Origin of the sequence: Sphingobacterium sp. (assembly GCF_039596235.1) — a bacterium.
Taxonomy (GTDB): Bacteria; Bacteroidota; Bacteroidia; order Sphingobacteriales; family Sphingobacteriaceae; genus Sphingobacterium.
In genome coordinates this window covers 1-19077 of record NZ_JBCNKE010000012.1, presented here as the reverse complement: position 1 = coordinate 19077, position 19077 = coordinate 1, and the positions used below count along the sequence as shown (strand labels likewise).

Here is a 19077-nt window from a genome sequence, read left to right as displayed (position 1 = left end):
AGGGAATGGTAGTGAAAAGATTTCTAGAATTAATCCAACGGGAGTTTAAGCTCTTTTTTAACAACAAGGTATTGTTGATGCTTTTTTTAGGTGCTCCGGTCTTATATGGTGTGCTGGTTGGTCATGTGTACCAACAGGGAAAGGTGACTGAAATGCCTGTCATTGTGGTAGACGAAGATAATAGCCCCTTAAGCGGTTCCTTTATCGATATGCTTTCAGACAACGAAAGTATACAGGTCGCAAAGGTATTGCCATCCTTGTTTGATTCAAAAGATATCGCCATTCAGCACGATGCAACAACAATAGTTCATATCCCCAAGGGCTTTGCTTCAGGCGTACAACAGAGCCGTTTGCCGGAGGTGACTGTATTTGTTGACGGCGCAAATACCTTGACCTCAAACACCGCTTTAATGGCCGTCAACGTTTGTGCGATGACCATGAAAGCGGGTATTCAGATTCAGGCACAAATGAAACGTGGCGTACCGGCAAAGGTCGCTGCTCAGCAGTATGAACCGTTTAAGACAACGATTGTAAAGCAAAATATCCGAAGTGGAAACTACCTGTACTTTATGTTGCCGGGGGTACTCATTACCGTGTTGCAACAGGTCCTGTTACTCGGCTTGGCCTTATCCTTTTCTTCGGAGTTTGAGGGGAACACATTCCCCGATCTTGTCAGAAAAATTTCGAACCCGGTTGGGCTTATTCTGGTCAAGATATTACCTTATGTTCTAATGTCGGTAGGGATATTGCTACTGTATTGGGGCTTTGGAAAATATTATCGAATGCCACTCCATGCTGACTTTGGCCGTTTTGTACTATGTACATTCGTGTTTTTGCTGGCGGTATGTTTTATAGGCGTGCTGGTGAGTATGCTGTTGCCCTCTCAACTGAAATCAACGGAAGTATTGATGGTGATTGCGACGCCAGCTTTTATCTTGAGTGGTTTTACATGGCCCTCAAGTCTGATGCCTGGTTGGGTGCAGGGTATAGCCAATGTAATTCCTTCAACACATTATCTTCGGATTTTTAGACTGCTATTTATCCAGCATGCGGAAAATTATCATACCAATAAAGCGCTGATGGCCTTGACGATCATTATGATTGTCTGTTTTGTACTTGCGGTTATTGTGTTATGGTGGAAGATCCGAAAATTAAAACAGGCTGATAAGCAAAAGCAGGTTCAGCCTTAATCGATATCTCACAAACAAAAGAGCCATTCCAAATTTTTGGAATGGCTCTTTTGTTTGTGTTAGCTGATTTTATTGGCTAACTTATTTTTTAGCTGCCGGAGCTTTTGTAGCAGGGGCAGTTGCTGTTGGAGCTACTGTACCCGGAGTTGTTGGCGCTGGCGCTGGAACTTTTCCTGGTTTGATATCCAATACCTCTACTTCAAACACCAACGGTGCATAAGGAGGAATCTTTCCGGATGGACGATCGCCATAAGCCAAAGAAGAAGGAATTACTAAAGTTGCTTTCGTACCTTTATTGAACAACTGGAATGCTTCTGTCCAACCTGGGATAACACCGTCAACACCCAATTGGAATTTCAATGCTTCATAAGGGCGTTGTGGCATGAAGATTTTCTCTTTCTTGGCAACATCTGGAAGGTTGGTATCAAATACTTTTCCGGTAGTCAAAGAACCTACATAATTTACATGGATAGAGTCTCCTACTTTAGCATTTGCGCCTGTTCCAGGTTTAGTAATTACATATTGAAGACCTGAAGCTGTTTTTGTTGTTTTCAAGTTTTTGTCCTTGATGTATTTTTCCAATTTTGCAGGTTCAGCAGCTTTGTGCTTGTTCAATTCTTCTTCAAAGTATTTTTGAACTTGCTCACCCAATTGTTGGTCTGTTAATTTTCCTTTTTTGAAGTGCTTTTTAACTCTGATTGAGAAAACTAAAAACTTGTCAGCAAATTCTGGTTTTGGTTGATGTGTTTTTGCGGCCATAGAATCCAAATTAATTTTGAAAACCAAGCTATCACCTTCACCAACATATTTGAATAGGCCTGTAGGATCTCCGGGATTTTTTGCAATAATACTGTCTGGATATAATTGAACGATCTGAGGAATTCCCATTTCGTAAGTGCTGCTCATCACAGAATCTCTGTCTGTTGATTGTACAATGTCAAGTGCTAATAAATCGCCTGATACTGCTTTCTCTTTTGCATTATCATCCACGATTTTATACTCAAGACCGCCTTCAGCCTTTTTGAATTTTTGGCATGACGTCATCAAAAGACCGGCAGCCGCGAAAAATAGAATTGCTTTCTTCATTTTCTAATGTATGTTACGATATCTTATTTTGTTAATATTTCTTTATAATCTGGTAAAATCGATTTGAATTTTGCGATCACAGCTGCAAGGCTATCTTTCGAATTTCCGCCTGAAGCATTGAGATGGCCGCCCCCATTGAAATGCAATTTACAGATTTCATTACAAGGAACTTCTCCAATCGATCGCAAAGATAGTTTAATTTGTTCATTTCTGTCAATAATTAACGCCGCTAATCGAATTCCTTTAATGGAAAGTGCATAATTGACCAAACCTTCGGTGTCTCCGGTGATAACCTGAAACTGATTAAGGTCTTCTTTGGTGACATGAATGACTGCCGTATTGTACTCTTGTATAACTTCAAGGCGATTGAGTAGACAAAATCCCAGAAATTTGAGCCGGCTTTCCGAAGAGCTATTGTATATTTCTTCATGAATCGCCCAATTTTGCGCACCACAATCAATCAAGGTCGCAATGATACGGTGAATTTCGGATGTCGTAGAGCGAAAACGGAAAGAACCTGTATCGGTCATAATCCCTGTATATAGACAAGTCGCCATATCCGCGCTGATATGATCCGCATCTTGCATCTCATTCACTAAAAAGCGATAGATTAATTGCGCAGTTGCCGCAGCAGATGGATCCCAAAATGCATAATCTTCAAACCCTTCCGGATCCAAATGATGATCGATCATACATTTGATCCCTTTTGCCTGACGGATAGGGTCGCCCATCTCATGAATACGAGCCAGCCCATTGAAGTCTAAACAGAATAATAAATCCGCAGCTTCAATCTGTTGATTATGTAAGTTGATATCCAGCGTATAAATCTGTACATTTTCCAAACCGGGCAACCAGTCTAGAAAAGCGGGGAAATCTGAAGGTACGATTAGATTGACCTGGTGTCCTTTTGCGGTTAACCAAAAATATAATCCCAATGATGAACCCAATGCATCGCCGTCCGGTTTGTAATGTGTGGTGATTACAATACGCTTTGGTTCAGCCAATAATTCTTTTAATTCTTCCGATTTTAGCATAGTCATATTAAGTCTGCAAACCTACTATAAAAAATTTGGATTAGACAAATTTTTTATAAACATCTTCTGCATCCTATTTCGTTTTGTTTTGGATTTAAAAATTTGATTTTCAATATTTTAAAATTTATATACATAAACCTTAAAATCCTTTTTCATGCAAATCAGATAATTCGCATTGTCGCCATAGTTAATCGGTCCATAATAGAATTTGGAGAACCCTTCCATCGGGAATCCTTCCTGTACCAGACCATCCGATCCAAAGACATAGATCATGCGATTGTCAGTACCAACTCCCAGTACATCGGATTTACCAATACGTTTAAAGAATAGTGGTCTATTACTCGTTTCCTCAATGAATTTATACTCGAAATAGGAAGATGAGTCCCTTGCGCTATAGGCATTCAATTTATTGTTGGCTAAAATGATAAAATCTCGGTCAGCGCCACCGCTAATATCTTCGAAATTAAAGAACGCATCCTTGCCCCAGGTACCCAATTTTATTTTTTTCGCTTCACCTTCAAAAGGCACCTTGAAAACACTTCCCCTATTGTCCGCTAGATAGACAAATGAATTTTTTTCATCTGAGGCAGCGACTAAACCGATGGGGTTCTTAATACTTTCACCTTCGGTATCCAATGTTTGCTTACGGATAATCTTGCCATTTTCATTGAAAAAATAAACCGAAGCTGTACTGGTACCGGCTATAATGTAATTGGTTTGCCCCAAAGTAGTTGTTTTGAGGTCAAACAGAATACGGCTGTCTACGGTATTATTCTCCATTCCTTCCACTTTCTTACCGTCTAATGTGTAAGCCAAAATGCGATCCGTGGCCGGGATATAGATGCGTTGTTCTTTATTGAAGTTGGTAATTGTAGCGCCATAACTTGCGTTGGAAGGTAACTCGACCGAAAAGCCAGCTATATTTTTCCCGTCGGGCATAATCCGGTAGAGCCGGCTTTTTGTGACCATGACGATACTGAGATCTTGTAATTGAATCGGTTCACCTAAAATCTCGCCTTGGAAAAGATTTTGCCAAAGCTCCTTTCCATCTGGCGAAAATGCATGTACGGTATGATCCTGTTCCTGGATCATAATAAACTTGTTTTTACCGTCCTGGTCCAGAATCCATGGCTTATTGATTATGCGATTTTCAAGTTGGACTGTCCATTCCGGTTTTCCGCCCAGACGTGTATCGCTTTTATAGAGTCCATATAGGCTGGAAGCGAATGTTCCTTGATTGCCACTCAACTGGTAAGACCAGGAATAGAAGTTCTGGAAACCAAATTGCTCTTCATCCTTGAAATTCTTCGCATAATCAGATTTTAGGTTATCCAAAATATTGCTTTTAGCAGCTTTGGGTTCCAAATAAAAGGTGACATTGCTCCGGCTATTTTGTAATGCTGCGTGGTTCTTGAAAATAGCAGTGCCCGATAGGAATTGCTTTTCACGGAATGACTCCCGATAATCCCGTAAAATTCCGGTTCTACTTGCAACTACCATAATATTGTCAACGATAGTAAAATAGGGTCTTGTGAAACTTTTGAACGGTTCCCCAAAGGAGGCATATAAGAGCTGGGAATATTTAAATTGATAAATTGAATCTCCAACAGCGGAACTGAACTTCTTAAAATTATTTGCAAATAGGCTGGAATCCGACAGACTGATTAAGCCCAGTACGTCTTGATTATCTAATTCAGCCAAGGCGAATTCGTCATTAAACAGCGGTGTGATCACACTGTCGAATGACACGTTGCTGTCCTCTTCAAAATTCTTAATACTCTTGCTGATACGCTCATATTCCTTTTGCTGAGTCAATAGTTCTTTTAATCCTGCATGAAAGCTGGCGGCATCTGAAATGCTGAAATCGATATAAGATGCCGCATTTTTAGGTAGATAGTTTCCTAATGCCTGCACTTGAGCAGTTTGGTTGGCAAATAATTGCAGATAGCTATTTTTGCTCCCCGTTAGATCTGTCTCACCCTTAAAGATCAGCGCATCCTGTTTGAAATTCATGTTCCAGGAAGTTTGTCCTTTTAATGAATCAATTAGATTAAGGTAAGTGCCAAACTTGGATTTCATCAATATCCGGGCAATTTGTGCTGACTGTTCATTGAAAAAATATAAACTGAGTGGCGTATTCTTATTGTTGTGATTGACGAAGAACTCAATTTGCTTGTTGTTTATTTTTTTTACGTTCTTATCGAAAATCTGTGCAAGAACCTGTTTTGAATAACTTGCAAAAATAATTTCGTGGGCATAAGCACAATAGAGTGTACTGTCTTTTATTCCTTTATTGAGCCCAAAGAACCGTTGGCCCAGGGTATCGAAGGGTTGAACTTTGTAATTGTTCCCCACCTGTCCCATCAGTTTTTCCAGTGTATTATTATCAAGGCTTTGTCCAACCTGCACACTATAAAGTGCTGTGATCTGATCTTTTTCTTGGTGAAAAGACAGCAATATCTGTTGGCCGGCGACAAAAGGTGTCAATTGTTCGTTTTGCAATAATTCTGCTTTTAACTGCTCTAGATTACTGAAATTTCCCCGACCCAGAACTGCTTTGAATAATTCGTAATCTTTAAATATTGTGTCTACAGCCTCGTTATTGGCAAAGGATGTAATGGCCAGGGTATTTTCTGGTAGGTATTGTAAGGCCTTGGAATCTTGTTTGTTATTTTTATTGAAATCTCCGAAAAGATAAATGGTTGCCACAATGACAGCTATGAACAGTAGAATAGTGATGATTATTGTTTTTTTCATCAGCGTAAATATTTATGAGTGTTCATCTTCAATGGTATAAGTGAACACGTTTCAATCAATTTGTTTTTTATGATAATGAAGCTATCATCAGCTTGTACGCATGATGGTTTCATATGTAAAACAAACCTAATAAAAATATGCGGGAAGCGCTAGAAAATCATGCTAATAATGGGCATTTGTAATATAAATTTAACAAAATATTCCTTATTTTGTTCGGTTTTTAATACATTTATCGAAGAAACACGTTTTCAGCATTCACTTTATAATAATGAATAAGAAAATCATTTTAGCCGCTTCGTTGTTGGGAGCATTAGCTGTAATATTAGGCGCCTTTGGGGCCCACGGTCTGGAAGGAAAGGTAAGTACATATCATCTTGAAACTTGGAAAACTGCAAATCAGTATCATTTCTATCATACCTTTGCGCTGTTATTTTTATCGACTTTCTCACGCGCAAAGACCTACTCGATCAAGGTGTCGTTTATCGCTTTTATCGTAGGCATTTTGTTTTTTTCGGGATCTTTATATTTGCTTAGCGTAAGAGAAATAACCGGTTTTGGAAACCCGGCTATCCTAGGTCCTATAACACCGTTGGGCGGTTTATCATTGATCATCGGTTGGATTGCCCTTTTTGTAGCTGCATTAAAAAATAAATCATAAGCTTCTGCCTAGATACAATAAAGCTTGCCAGCTTTTTAGATAGAGAGCCTTCCTGTGATCGAAAATCCGGGAAGGCTTTCCTTTTGATGGACCTAACTCAGCTATCCTTTGTGGCGCTTTTTTTGTATTTTTATCCCATAATAAAAAAATATGTCCAATCCGCAACCTTCGATTTTTAGTGAAAGAGATACTTTGTTTGTTGATGTGGTTCTGCCACTTGCCCTGGCGAGAACCTATACCTATCGAATTCCGGTTGACTGGAATGACCGGATAAAGATTGGGGTACGCGTTATTGTACAATTTGGAAGAAACAAAATTTATTCGGCTGTCGTCAAATCGGTCAGCAAAGAAGCTCCCCTGAAATACGAAGCAAAGTATATTTTAGATATCATTGATGACAGGCCTATTGTTAATTTGGCTCAATTTAAACTGTGGGATTGGCTGGCGGATTACTATATGTGCAGTTTGGGCGAAGTCATGCAGGCCGCACTTCCGGCGGCGTTGAAACTGGCTAGTGAAACCAAAGTGATCTCTTCTATAACCGAGGAATTTGATCGTTCGACACTTTCTGACAAAGAGTATTTGATCATAGAGGCTCTGGAGGTGGCAGGGGAACTTAAAGTCAATGATATTGTGAAGTTACTGGGGCAGAAAACTGTATTTCCGATATTAAAACAATTATTTGAAAAAGGGATCGTGCTGATCTCCGAGGAAATAACAGAACGGTATAAACCCAAAACAAAAGCATTCCTACGTTTTGCTCCGGATTTTAGAAATGAGGATGCGAAGCGGGAACTTTTGGACAGTCTCAACCGTGCGCCCAAGCAGCAGGATGCGGTTTTGGCATTTATGCAGCTTGTTAAAAAAACCGAGGAGATAACGCGGCCTATGCTTGCAGAGGCTTCCGGCTGCGGTAATGCAGCGATCACCGCATTAATTGACAAGGGGGTGTTTGAGATAAAGGAGAAGGTCGTGTCCAGATTTCAGGGAGAAGATATCGAACTGGATGCTAATTTTCAATTCAATGAAAATCAACAGCGTGCCTATGATGAAATCCAGCAGTCTTTTGAGGAAAAGGAGGTGACCTTATTACACGGCGTAACTGCATCAGGGAAAACGCAGCTCTATATACGTCTTATCGAACAGGCAATCGCTGAAGGAAAATCAGCGTTGTATCTTTTGCCTGAGATCGCATTGACAGCACAGATTACAGCACGATTAAAATTGCACTTTGGCGATAAATTGGGTGTTTATCACTCCAAATTCAATGATAATGAACGTGCTGAGGTGTGGCATAAAGTCATGAAAAATGAATTTCAGGTTGTTATAGGTGCACGTTCCTCAGTGTTTCTTCCATTTCAGGATCTGGGAATTATTATCGTTGATGAGGAGCACGAAAGTTCATATAAACAATTTGATCCAGCCCCCCGTTACCATGCTCGGGATACGGCCATTTACCTAGGATTTTTACATCAGACTAAGGTACTGTTGGGGTCCGCAACACCATCTTTGGAAAGTTATTATAACGCTAAGGCAAAGAAGTATGGGTTTGTGCAGCTGTTGGAACGTTATGGCAATGCACAGCTGCCAAGTATTGAGCTGGTCAATATTCCTGAAGAGGGGCGAAAAGAAAATATGTTTTCCTATTTTTCCGGAACGCTGTTAAAAGCTATTGAAGATGCGGTTAAAAATAAGGAGCAGGTTATTCTGTTTCAGAATCGACGTGGACACACCACGATGATCCAGTGTAATACCTGTGGTTTCGTCGCTAAATGTGTAAATTGTGATGTTAGTTTAACCTATCATAAAAGTTCCAATATGATGCATTGCCACTACTGTGGACATGCGGAGCCTCCGCTCCGGGTCTGTCCGGCCTGTGGAATGCCACATATTGAAAGCAAAGGCTTTGGAACCGAGCGGGTGGAGGAGGAACTGGAACTGCTGATGCCTGAGATTCGCATTGGACGATTGGATCTGGATTCCACCAAGGGAAAGTATGGCTTTGATAAGATTATTACCGCTTTTGATGAACATGAATTTGATGTACTGATCGGTACCCAGATGGTCGCCAAAGGACTGGATTTTGGACGGGTCAGTTTAATTGGTGTTGTGAATGCGGATACTATTATTAATTTTCCTGATTTTAGGGCTTATGAACGCTCTTTTTCTCTATTTTCCCAGGTCGCTGGCCGAGCCGGTCGTCGGGAAGCCGGTGGACGGGTGATTATTCAAAGTTATACGACAAATCATAGGGTATTGGAGCAAGTTGTTAACAATGATTATGAAGGGATGTTTATGACGGAAATCACTGAGCGGAAGAATTACCTGTATCCTCCTTTTTATCGGCTTATTCGTGTTGATATTAAACATATAGATTTTCAAAAATGTTACGATGCAGCGAATCGTTTCGCTGCCGCTTTACGTCCACAGCTCGGAGCCCGGGTATTAGGGCCTGAGCCCCCGCTGGTCTCCCGTGTCCGCAATAATTTTATCCAGACGATTACATTGAAGATCGAACGCACCAATATAAGTATTGCCAAAGTAAAGGAGTTGATTCGTTCGGTTTTATTGGATTTTGAACTGGATAAGGCCAATAGTGGAGTTCGTGTGCAGATCGATGTTGATCCTTATTAAAAAATACTGTGTGTTTGTTTAGTTTCCATACCGAAGGGGGCAATAATAATTGTTCTGAATGCGATATGATCCAGCTAATGTTGAGGTATTTATGATCTTGTGGTTAGTTTTTTTGTGCAGGGATGTTTTTTAATGATCAGTGTGTAATGTCTGTATTGGCTTGATGTTAAATGATTTGTGAATAGTTCGGCTAAATATCCCTTTTTAAAAGTAAATTTGAAACATCATGGCGTATAAGTTTATTGATAATTATCGGGAAAGAGGTGCACGCAAGAAATTGGTCGAGCATCTAAAAGGAAGAGGTATTGAAGATCAAAAAGTATTGGAAGCTATTGGGAAGGTACCACGTCATTTCTTTTTTGATGAAACGTTTTGGAATCAGGCTTATCGCGATATTGCGTTCCCAATAGGTGACGGACAAACGATCTCTCAACCATACACTGTCGCTTATCAATCCGAATTGCTCCACGTGAAAAAAGGGGATAAGGTATTGGAAATCGGAACGGGATCAGGTTACCAAACTTGTATTTTGCTCGAGCTTGGCGCCGATGTATATACGATAGAACGTCAGGAGAACCTTTATCAGCGAACGATCCAAGTATTGCCTTATATGGGATATAAAGCACATTTTTTTCTCGGAGATGGCTCCAAGGGTATTGAAGAACATGCGCCCTATGATAAGATTATTGTAACTGCGGGAGCTCCCTTTGTGCCTGAAATTATGTTGAAGCAGTTGAAAATAGGTGGGATTTTTGTCATTCCGGTGGGGGATGAGAAGTCTCAGAAAATGGTGACAATAATTCGTGTGGGTGAAAATGATTTTGATCGCATTGAATTAGACACTTTCCGTTTTGTGCCATTGGTTGGTGATCAGGCTTGGTAATCCATATTGTTTTGAAAAATTTAAGGGCACTTCGGTCCCTTATTTGTCTTTATGACAACATGTAAATGGAAATATATCGTTTTTTTTATTTTTCCTTGTGAATTCGCTCTATTTAAAAATTATAGTTTCTTACAGTTGTGATTTTGGATGGGGGCGCTTGTTGTCCAACTGATGGAATAAGAAAAAATATGTATCAATGAATCCAATAACGACATTATACGACCAAAAGCATCAAGAAATTGCCGCCACGGTCTTAAAATTAAATAAGCAGGTTAATACGTTAAGTTTAACACGACTCTTCGTCATTCTTGGTGGGGGAGCCTTGTTGTTTTATACTTTTCAGCTGGAAAGTCTTCCATTGGTTTTCTTCTGTTTCTTTGCACTGTTGTTCCTATTTGCCTATTTGGTACGCCGGCAGAGCCAGTTGGAACTTCAGAAGAACTATTTTGAAGCCTATTTGAAGGTACTCTCCAATGAGCAAAATATCGTTGATGGTAAGGCAAATATGTATGCTAATGGAGAAAATTTCGAAGATGGCAGTCATGCTTATAGTTCAGATATGGACGTATTTGGTGCACATTCCTTATTCGCCCAACTGAATCGGTCAACAACAAAACAGGGGATTGACCTATTGGCGTCCTGGTTTAATGCGCCTCTGGATAAAGAACAGATCCAACGGAATCAGGAAGCGTCAAAGGAACTGGAGAGTGAATCGGAATGGATCTGGGATTTTCAGGCTAAATTGCTTGCAAATCTTAATCATAAACTAGATATTAAGACATTTTTGTCCAATTATTTCCAGGACCGGAATTTTAATTTTGGGAATGCTTTCATGCGTATGTATGTCAAAGTTGGTCCAGTTTTATTTGTGCTAGCGCTTGTTGGAAGCTTTTTTATTTCCAAATTTGCTGCGGTTGCCACGATATTAGGTTTGTTTCATATCCTTTGGGCTTTCGCGAAAGCAGGTAGTGTCGGTTTATTTTCTTCAAGGATAGACAAGATTGGTGGAATACTGGCTTCCTATGCCGATGCGATACAAGCTATAGAAAGTCACCCATGGAAATCCGCTTCCTTACAGGAAATGGCTAATGAATTAAAGCAGGGGGGGCATGCTGAGCCTATTTCAAAAGCGTTTAAAAAACTCGCAGCGCTTATCAATAATCTTGATGCGCGAAACAATGTTTTTGTTGGCGTATTTCTGAATCTTTTCTTACTGTGGGATTTTAGACAGGTGCTGGCGATTATCGACTGGAAAAATAAGTATGAACAGGAGATTCTGAATTCGTTTGATACTTTGGCAAAAGTCGAAGCTGTAAATAGTCTTGCAATTTGGAAAAGAAACCATCCGGATTATAGTTACCCTGTCATCTTAAATAATCCTGGTGAGGACAAAATTGATGCGCAAGATGTTTACCATCCACTCATCCCAAGGGAGTTAGTGGTTTCCAATGATTATACCAGTAATGATCATCGGGTCGCATTGGTAACCGGATCCAACATGGCCGGGAAAAGTACGTTCTTGCGTACTATCGGTATCAATGCAGTTTTGGCCTATGCCGGCGCAAGTGTTGCCGCGAAATCATTTCAATTACCGATTTATAAGCTTATATCTTATATGCGTATCCGGGATAATCTGAATGAAAGCACTTCTACTTTCAAGGCAGAGCTCAATCGGATGAAATTTATATTGGATACAGTGGCTTCACACAAAGACAGTTTCTTTCTGATTGATGAGATGTTACGCGGGACAAACTCCGTTGATAAGTATCTAGGGTCACGAGCTATCATTAAGCAGCTGGTTCGCTTGGATGGTAAGGGTATGGTAGCGACACATGATCTCCAGCTGTCCAGTTTAGAACAGGAGTTTCCAAAAGATATTAAAAATTATCATTTTGATATTCAGGTGAATGAAGGGCAGATGCTGTTTGATTATAAGCTGAAAACGGGCGAGTGTAAGATCTTCAATGCTTCTTTATTACTGAAAGGTATAGGGGTAGATATCGAGGAAAATATTGGATAAAAATGACTCAACTGTTTTTGGATAGCCTTACATTTGTGCTCTCTTGAATCCTTAAAAAAACAATAAATGACTTTACAAGAACGTATTGATTTATCGGAAACACATGTATGTACAACTGTATTCCCGTTTTTGACAAATCATCACGATACCTTATTCGGCGGTAAGGCAATGTCTATTATGGACGAAGTGTCTTTTATGGCCGCAACGAGATTCTGCCGCAAGACATTAGTGACGGTATCAACCGACCGTATTGACTTTAATAAAGCAATTCCTTCTGGGAGTATTATTGAGGCAATTGCGCGGGTGCAAAATGTGGGACGTACCAGCCTGAAGGTGAAAGTCGAAATATTTCTGGAGCATATGTATAAAGAAGGAAGAGAACTGGCGATCGAAGGCGTTTTTACTTTTGTGGCTTTGGATGAAAATAAACAGCCAATTCCTGTTTTAGAAGGTTTGGATATAGAATAATTTATCCAGTAGCAAGAGAGAACTCGCATTGATCCTGGTCGGAAACGCAAAGAAGGGGCTGATAATCCACCCCTTTCTCGTAACCATCTCTTTCGTCAGATTATATTCTTTTTAAAATCATCTTTCACGAAAGATGATTTAATCGCTTGATTTCACTAGCAATGCCCAAAAGTTTTTCGCGGAAGATTTGATCAAGCCAATTGCTTTGTTCCGTTGTTTAGGAATAGGGGAAGCATTACACTGGAGATATTGATCCCCTTGCACGGGCAGCGTTAGAACTTCATAACGCGATCGAGCTCGCGTTTGACATCTCTTTCCTTGATATTTTCCCGTTTATCAAAATCTTTTTTACCCTGTGCCAGAGCAATTTCAACTTTTGCAAAACCGCGTGAACTGATAAAAATGCGTAACGGAACAATTGTAAAACCCCGTTCTTCTCCCTTTTCTTTTAATTTTTTCAGTTCTTTTTTTGTCAGGAGGAGTTGACGGTCACGTTTTGCTTCATGGTTGTAAAATGAACCCATGGAATATTCGGCGATATGCATGTTACGAATGTAAAGACCATCGTCAAAGAAACTACAGAAACTATCGTTAATATTTGCCTTTCCCTCACGTATTGATTTGATTTCGGTGCCTAAAAGTCGAATTCCAGCGACGTATTTGTCCAGTAGATGATACTCAAAAGAAGCTTTTTTATTTTTTATATTGATATCTGAAGATAAAGCCATATATTGTTGTATATTAGTAAGTCTATACCATTGCTAGTGCAATGAACCTAAATGTAACTAATTATAGGATAATTTATAGTTCGCAAATATAATTATTAAAATTGTCTTATTTTATAGTAGAATTGTGTGGGGAGATGTTAGCGGAGTATTAAAATAAAATTAACTGTTTTGGGCGATGTGTTAAAAATATGACTAAATTTAAGCGAAAGTCAGATTATGTTTTCGTATGTTTGCAACGTTTTTTGGAATTATTGTGAATATATACAACGTAGAATTTCAACTTACATTGTGGATAGAGCAGATTTTTATTCGAAGACAGAGTTTTTTATATAAAAGTCCAATTCGAGAATTTTGTTTGTTACAATAACATCTAAAAGTTAGAAATAGTTTTAGAAATACCTTTTTATCGCATGAGTAAAGGAAAGTTAGGCGAAAAAATATCGCAATTTAAGATTGTAGAGGAGTTAAAAGCTAAGGGCTTATATGCCTATTTTAGACCTATTCAATCAAAACAAGATACCGAGGTAAAAATCGATGGTAGACGTGTATTGATGTTCGGTTCTAACTCTTATTTAGGGTTGACCACTGATACACGTATTATAAAAGCAGCGCAAGATGCTTTGGAAAAGTATGGTACGGGATGTGCTGGATCACGTTTCTTAAACGGTACATTGGATATTCACGTAGAACTGGAGGAAAAACTATCTGCTTATGTAGGTAAAGAAGCCGCAATTCTTTTTAGTACAGGATTTCAATCAAATCTTGGTCCTTTGTCTTGTCTGATGGGACGTAATGATTATATTTTGCTAGATGAGCGTGATCATGCATCTATTATCGATGGTAGCCGTTTATCATTTGCGAAAGTCATTAAATATGGCCACAACAATATGGACGATCTGCGTGCTAAATTATCCAGATTACCTGAAGAAAGCGCAAAATTAATCTGTACTGACGGTATCTTTAGTATGGAGGGTGATATTGTTAACTTGCCGGAACTTACCACAATTGCGAATGAGTTTGATGCCGCGGTTATGGTGGACGATGCGCATAGTTTGGGTGTTATTGGGCACAAGGGAGCCGGTACGGCATCACATTTTGGGCTTAATGATGACGTAGACTTAATCATGGGTACGTTCAGTAAATCATTAGCTTCCTTAGGTGGATTCGTAGCGGGTGATGCTGATGTGATTGATTTCTTGAAACACAATGCACGTTCGGTTATGTTTAGTGCTTCAATGACGCCAGCATCTGTTGCCTCAACATTGAAAGCGTTGGAGATCATCCAAAATGAACCTGAACATATTGAAAAATTGTGGAAAAATACAGATTATGCCAAAGCACAATTATTGGATCATGGCTTTGATCTAGGTGCCACAGAAAGTCCTATTTTACCAATATTTATTCGTAGCAATGAAAAAACCTTCTGGGTGACTAAAATGCTCCAAGATGATGGTGTATTTGTTAATCCAGTTGTTTCTCCTGCAGTTCCTGCTGAGGAATCTTTGATTCGTTTTTCATTGATGGCGACACATACTTATGACCAAATTGATGAAGCAATCGAGAAGATGGTTAAAGTATTCAAACAAGCTGAAGTTGAAACATTAATATAAAATCTAATCGTATATGATTCAGATTGTACCCGTTGAAACAAAGAAACAAAGACGGTTGTTTATCGATTTCCCTCATAGTCTCTATGAGGGAAATCCTAATTATGTACCGGCCTTATTTCTTGAACAAAACGATTTGCTTTCCCCTGATAAGCATCCCTTTTATAAACATTCCCAAGCACAACCTTTTTTAGCTTATCGTGACGATAAGATCGTTGGCCGAATCTGCGCGATTTGGAATAACAATCACAATGCTTTTAATCATGTGAATGAAGGTCAATGGGGATTTTTTGATTGTATAGATGATCAGGAGGTGGCCAACGCGCTGTTCGAAACTGCTGAAAAATGGGTGAAAGCCAAAGGCGGAGATACCATCGTTGGACCGATCAATTTATCGACCAATGATACCGTTGGGCTTTTGGTGGAAGGTTTTGATAGACCACCAGTGGCAATGATGCCCTACAATTCACCCTATTATATTGATTTAGTTGTCAATGCCGGTTACGGACATAAGGTAGATCTAAGAGCCTATCTGGTCATGGAGCAAACTGCAGATAAGCGGTCTGTAAAGCTGTTGGATAAGCTGGAGGAACGTTTAAAAAGGTCAGGCATTACACTTCGCCAATTTAATGTAAAGGATTTCAAGAACGAAGCTGCAAAGGTTCGCGATATCTATAATAGAGCCTGGGATAAAAATTCAGGATTTGTTCCGATGACGGAAGATGAATTTAACTATACAGCCAAAGATCTGAAAATGATCTTAGACCCACGTTTTGCCATTGTAGCTGAAAAGGATGGTGAGCTTGTTGGTTTTGGTCTTGGTATTCCGGATATCAATCAAATTCTTATCAAAGTAAAAAGAGGCCGTCTGCTTCCTACCGGTATTTTCAAATTGTTGTTCGGAAAGAAAAAGATCAATTTGCTTCGGGTGTTGATGCTGGGCGTATTGGAAGATTATCGCAAGCTGGGTATTGAGGCATGTTTATATGGCCGAATTATTAAAGAATCCAAAGATTCTAATATAAAAGGGGCCGAATGTTCATGGATGTTGGAACATAATTATATGATGAACCATGCCATTGAGCAAATGAATGGAGAATTGTACAAACGTTATCGTTTGTATCAAAAATCATTATGACAGAAAAAATATTGATCACTGGAGCGAGTGGTTTTGTGGGCTATCATTTGACAAGGGCAGCGAAGGAAGCAGGGATGGAGGTTCATGCTGCTGTAAGGAAGTCGAGTGATGTTTCGGAAATTCGTTCTGTTGTGGATAAATTTGTTTATCCTGATTTCGCTGATGAAGCGTCCATCAAAGCTTTATTGGAATCGGAAAACTATACCTATGTTGTGCATGCGGCAGCAATGACGCGGGCCAAACGCGAAGAAGATTTGGAAAAGGTCAATGTGGGTTATACCAAAAACTTGGCATCGGCTTGTTTTTCTCTGAAAAATCCAATCAGCAGATTTGTTTTTGTCAGCAGCCTTGCTGCGATAGGGCCAGTGTCTTATGCATCCAATTTAATTGATGAACATAATCCCTACTGTCCGGTGACAGCTTATGGGCGAAGTAAAAGCAAGGCAGAACTTGCATTGACCGACTTTGTGGATCAACCATTGACAATTTTGCGCCCTACAGCGGTATATGGTCCTAGAGAAAAGGATATCTTTATTCTTTTTAAAACCATGAATGGCGGAATGGATGCCTATGTTGGAAGAGCTCCTCAGAAACTGAGCTTTATCTACGTTACGGATCTGGTTCAGGCTATTTTAAATGCCTGCCGTTTGGATCAAGGCGGGAAAAAGGTATACAATTTGAGTGATGGTCAGGTGTATGACCGATATGAAATGGCAAAAGTTTTCAGCGAGTTTACGCAAAAGAAGATGATCCGCATGCATATTCCATTGGGAGTTGTTAAGGCGGTGGCCATCATCTTTGAGCGGCTATATAAAAATTCAAAAAAGATACCTGTACTATATCCAGAGCGATTGAATGAACTTACGGCTGAAAATTGGGGCTGTGATATTTCATTGGCTCAAAGCCAGATACAATACCAGCCTAAATATGATTTGCGAGCAGGCTTAATGGAGGCGCTAGCTTGGTATAAAGAAAATAAATGGTTATAATCACAGACAATGAGTGAGTTTAAAATAAATAAAAAGCTTTTTCAGGACCGAAAAAGAACAAATATCCTCAGTGAACCCGAACAGAAATTGATTACATATCTGGTGCCAAGGGTTCCGAATTGGATCACTTCGGATGGTCTTACAGCAATCGGTTTTTTTGGTTCATTGATGGTTTTGGGCAGCTTTCTACTTGCAGAATACGTGGATATTCGCTATTTACTATTGGGGATACCCGGCTTTTTTGTGCAATGGTTCGGAGATTCATTAGACGGTCGTATCGCTTTTTATCGGAATAAATCACGCCGTTGGTACGGATTTGCATTGGATATTGTGATGGATTGGATCAGTACTGTCTTTATTGGATTAGGCTATGTACTTTATACCACAGGTGATTATAAGTATCTTGGATTTACATTGGTTTCCTTATATGGTTGGGCAATGATTATATCTCAACTTCGGTATAGGATTACAGATAAGTATACCATAGATGCAGGTATATTGGGGCCGACGGAAATACGGGTAATTATTTCCTTAGTCATGTTATTGGAAGTACTCATGCCGGGTTCCATTAATTGGTGTGTATTTGTGATCTGTATTTTGCTTTTTATTATCAATGCAAACGACACACGTCTCTTGTTGAAATTGGGAGATGCGAAGGATAAGGAAGACAAATTGAAAAAACAGCAAGAGGAGGTTAGCTAAATATGTCTTCAAAGATTATTACTTTTTTAAAAGCACAACTGTCCGCCTTTTTGGGCGGATTGTTTGATTTTGGGGTATATTCTGCTTGTTATAAACTGTTTCATATTAGCGCTCCTTTCTCCAATGCAATCAGTGGGAGCCTGGGGGCGATCGTAAATTTCCTGATCAATCGGTATTGGTCTTTTGGTAGCACCCAAAAATCTGTGGGTAGTCAGTTATGGAAGTTTGTAATCGTTGTCTGTGGTAGCATTCTGCTTAAATCCACTGGTATCCACTTTCTAGTGGATGTATACCATTTTAATTTTTTGTTATCAAAGCTATTTGTCGAGTTGCTTGTTTCTTTAGGTTTTAATTACACGCTTCAGCGTTTTTGGGTTTTTAAAGCGGAGGATAGGTAATTTGCTCTTCCTTCGTTTCAATTGAATGATGCTAGTTTAGCTTAAGCCTGCTTTTTCCTTTCATCACTACTTGGCAGCCTTAATCCTTTTTTTAATTTTAAATTGGTGAACTTGTAATCTTTTGCTGATAACTTCAGGTTATTTGTGAAGAGGCTGATGCCTGTTTTGATTTCGGTTTCCAGCTTCTCCTTTTTAGACTTTCATCAATAAGTGCAGTATGAACAATGATATTCTTTCTGAGTAAGATTAAGAACCGTGTGGTTATAGTAATAATTGTTCCTGGAATGATTATCCTTTAATCTAGGAATAGTTTAGATTTAAGTTAGTATTTAGTTAGGTATTCATTAGCTTTTACCTAAACTATACCTAAACTAAACCTAAACAAACCCTAACTAAACCCTAACTAAACAGTTAATCTTCACACACACTGACCCGGCCTATTGGTACCTGTTTCTGCGGAGCTTATGTATACTCCTGGGCTGTCCGCCTTTATCTATTGTTTGATACCCCAACCGTTCGCCCGGATGCCTGCCGCATCTCCCTACATAACCGGCCTTTTGGCGCTGTCGGGAGTAATTCCCCTGGCCTTACCATTACTTTCCGCCGCGGGGCCAGCGCCAACCCGTCAGCGCAGATCCCGTAGCGGCCCTATGCTGACCGGCCTTTTTTGGCCTTACCGCACACCCTTTGCCGCCACCGTGCCCCGCCGGAGCCCAGGAAATCCCCTGCGGGATCCTGTTTCACAAAAACAATCCCCCAAGGGTACAGCCAGTTAGCGGAAAAAT

General features: G+C 39.7%; 16 protein-coding genes. 12 read left to right on the top strand and 4 right to left on the bottom strand.

From position 1 onward, the window contains the following. The first annotated feature begins 5 nt into the window (after positions 1 to 5). Complete coding sequence (locus ABDW32_RS21680; RefSeq protein ID WP_343565921.1) at positions 6 to 1190, top strand: ABC transporter permease; 1185 nt, start codon at positions 6 to 8, stop codon at positions 1188 to 1190. 81 nt (positions 1191 to 1271) lie between these two features. On the opposite strand, the gene ABDW32_RS21675 is transcribed toward ABDW32_RS21680, so the two are convergent. The 3 genes from ABDW32_RS21675 to ABDW32_RS21665 form a co-directional block, all read right to left on the bottom strand. Then, positions 1272 to 2276, bottom strand: coding sequence for an FKBP-type peptidyl-prolyl cis-trans isomerase (locus ABDW32_RS21675; protein ID WP_077438883.1), 1005 nt, complete (start codon positions 2274 to 2276; stop codon positions 1272 to 1274). Between the two features lie 23 nt (positions 2277 to 2299). Next, positions 2300 to 3310, bottom strand: coding sequence for a DHH family phosphoesterase (locus tag ABDW32_RS21670; protein WP_343566016.1), 1011 nt, complete (start codon positions 3308 to 3310; stop codon positions 2300 to 2302). A 117-nt stretch (positions 3311 to 3427) separates the two neighbouring features. Next, complete coding sequence (locus ABDW32_RS21665) at positions 3428 to 6067, bottom strand: hypothetical protein (protein ID WP_343565920.1); 2640 nt, start codon at positions 6065 to 6067, stop codon at positions 3428 to 3430. Positions 6068 to 6335: 268 nt separating this feature from the next. Between ABDW32_RS21665 and ABDW32_RS21660 the strand changes: the two genes are divergently transcribed. From ABDW32_RS21660 to ABDW32_RS21640, 5 genes are all read left to right on the top strand, one after another. Further along, positions 6336 to 6725: a DUF423 domain-containing protein gene (locus ABDW32_RS21660; RefSeq protein ID WP_077438886.1), complete on the top strand. Its 390-nt coding sequence runs from the start codon at positions 6336 to 6338 to the stop codon at positions 6723 to 6725. Between the two features lie 150 nt (positions 6726 to 6875). Further along, on the top strand, positions 6876 to 9359 hold the full coding sequence (priA, locus tag ABDW32_RS21655) for a primosomal protein N' (RefSeq protein ID WP_343565918.1): 2484 nt from the start codon (positions 6876 to 6878) through the stop codon (positions 9357 to 9359). A 226-nt stretch (positions 9360 to 9585) separates the two neighbouring features. Continuing rightward, positions 9586 to 10242: a protein-L-isoaspartate(D-aspartate) O-methyltransferase gene (locus ABDW32_RS21650; RefSeq protein WP_343565917.1), complete on the top strand. Its 657-nt coding sequence runs from the start codon at positions 9586 to 9588 to the stop codon at positions 10240 to 10242. A gap of 196 nt (positions 10243 to 10438) precedes the next feature. Further along, a complete protein-coding gene (locus ABDW32_RS21645) occupies positions 10439 to 12262 on the top strand; it encodes a DNA mismatch repair protein MutS (protein ID WP_343565916.1) in 1824 nt (607 codons plus the stop codon). Between the two features lie 66 nt (positions 12263 to 12328). Then, the gene (locus ABDW32_RS21640) at positions 12329 to 12730 is read left to right on the top strand and encodes an acyl-CoA thioesterase (RefSeq protein WP_104383990.1); all 402 of its coding nucleotides are present in this window, start codon (positions 12329 to 12331) and stop codon (positions 12728 to 12730) included. Between the two features lie 272 nt (positions 12731 to 13002). On the opposite strand, the gene smpB is transcribed toward ABDW32_RS21640, so the two are convergent. Next, on the bottom strand, positions 13003 to 13458 hold the full coding sequence (gene smpB, locus ABDW32_RS21635; protein ID WP_077438891.1) for an SsrA-binding protein SmpB: 456 nt from the start codon (positions 13456 to 13458) through the stop codon (positions 13003 to 13005). A 410-nt stretch (positions 13459 to 13868) separates the two neighbouring features. On the opposite strand from smpB, the gene ABDW32_RS21630 reads away from it, so the two are divergent. The 6 genes from ABDW32_RS21630 to ABDW32_RS21605 all read left to right on the top strand — a co-directional run bounded on the left by ABDW32_RS21630 (position 13869) and on the right by ABDW32_RS21605 (position 19068). Next, complete coding sequence (locus ABDW32_RS21630; protein WP_077438892.1) at positions 13869 to 15068, top strand: pyridoxal phosphate-dependent aminotransferase family protein; 1200 nt, start codon at positions 13869 to 13871, stop codon at positions 15066 to 15068. A 13-nt stretch (positions 15069 to 15081) separates the two neighbouring features. Further along, entirely contained in the window at positions 15082 to 16203 is a 1122-nt protein-coding gene (locus tag ABDW32_RS21625) for a hypothetical protein (protein ID WP_343565915.1), read from the top strand. Further along, a complete protein-coding gene (locus ABDW32_RS21620; RefSeq protein WP_343565914.1) occupies positions 16200 to 17192 on the top strand; it encodes an NAD-dependent epimerase/dehydratase family protein in 993 nt (330 codons plus the stop codon). The genes ABDW32_RS21625 and ABDW32_RS21620 overlap by 4 nt, the downstream gene beginning before the upstream one ends. 9 nt (positions 17193 to 17201) lie before the next feature. Next, complete coding sequence (locus ABDW32_RS21615; RefSeq protein ID WP_343565913.1) at positions 17202 to 17894, top strand: CDP-alcohol phosphatidyltransferase; 693 nt, start codon at positions 17202 to 17204, stop codon at positions 17892 to 17894. A 2-nt stretch (positions 17895 to 17896) separates the two neighbouring features. Next, complete coding sequence (locus tag ABDW32_RS21610) at positions 17897 to 18292, top strand: GtrA family protein (RefSeq protein ID WP_343565912.1); 396 nt, start codon at positions 17897 to 17899, stop codon at positions 18290 to 18292. A gap of 524 nt (positions 18293 to 18816) precedes the next feature. Further along, positions 18817 to 19068: a hypothetical protein gene (locus ABDW32_RS21605; protein WP_343565911.1), complete on the top strand. Its 252-nt coding sequence runs from the start codon at positions 18817 to 18819 to the stop codon at positions 19066 to 19068. Positions 19069 to 19077: the final 9 nt, after the last annotated feature.

What these genes read in the sequence shown, in the direction of transcription:
- ABDW32_RS21630 (WP_077438892.1), top strand. Translation starts at nt 13,869, where the DNA reads ATGAGTAAAGGAAAGTTAGGCGAAAAAATATCGCAATTTAAGATTGTA.
- priA (WP_343565918.1), top strand. Translation starts at nt 6,876, where the DNA reads ATGTCCAATCCGCAACCTTCGATTTTTAGTGAAAGAGATACTTTGTTT.
- ABDW32_RS21610 (WP_343565912.1), top strand. Translation starts at nt 17,897, where the DNA reads ATGTCTTCAAAGATTATTACTTTTTTAAAAGCACAACTGTCCGCCTTT.
- ABDW32_RS21620 (WP_343565914.1), top strand. Translation starts at nt 16,200, where the DNA reads ATGACAGAAAAAATATTGATCACTGGAGCGAGTGGTTTTGTGGGCTAT.
- ABDW32_RS21670 (WP_343566016.1), bottom strand. Translation starts at nt 3,310, where the DNA reads ATGCTAAAATCGGAAGAATTAAAAGAATTATTGGCTGAACCAAAGCGT.
- ABDW32_RS21625 (WP_343565915.1), top strand. Translation starts at nt 15,082, where the DNA reads ATGATTCAGATTGTACCCGTTGAAACAAAGAAACAAAGACGGTTGTTT.
- ABDW32_RS21675 (WP_077438883.1), bottom strand. Translation starts at nt 2,276, where the DNA reads ATGAAGAAAGCAATTCTATTTTTCGCGGCTGCCGGTCTTTTGATGACG.
- ABDW32_RS21615 (WP_343565913.1), top strand. Translation starts at nt 17,202, where the DNA reads ATGAGTGAGTTTAAAATAAATAAAAAGCTTTTTCAGGACCGAAAAAGA.
- ABDW32_RS21645 (WP_343565916.1), top strand. Translation starts at nt 10,439, where the DNA reads ATGAATCCAATAACGACATTATACGACCAAAAGCATCAAGAAATTGCC.
- ABDW32_RS21680 (WP_343565921.1), top strand. Translation starts at nt 6, where the DNA reads ATGGTAGTGAAAAGATTTCTAGAATTAATCCAACGGGAGTTTAAGCTC.
- smpB (WP_077438891.1), bottom strand. Translation starts at nt 13,458, where the DNA reads ATGGCTTTATCTTCAGATATCAATATAAAAAATAAAAAAGCTTCTTTT.
- ABDW32_RS21665 (WP_343565920.1), bottom strand. Translation starts at nt 6,067, where the DNA reads ATGAAAAAAACAATAATCATCACTATTCTACTGTTCATAGCTGTCATT.
- ABDW32_RS21660 (WP_077438886.1), top strand. Translation starts at nt 6,336, where the DNA reads ATGAATAAGAAAATCATTTTAGCCGCTTCGTTGTTGGGAGCATTAGCT.
- ABDW32_RS21640 (WP_104383990.1), top strand. Translation starts at nt 12,329, where the DNA reads ATGACTTTACAAGAACGTATTGATTTATCGGAAACACATGTATGTACA.
- ABDW32_RS21605 (WP_343565911.1), top strand. Translation starts at nt 18,817, where the DNA reads ATGCCTGCCGCATCTCCCTACATAACCGGCCTTTTGGCGCTGTCGGGA.
- ABDW32_RS21650 (WP_343565917.1), top strand. Translation starts at nt 9,586, where the DNA reads ATGGCGTATAAGTTTATTGATAATTATCGGGAAAGAGGTGCACGCAAG.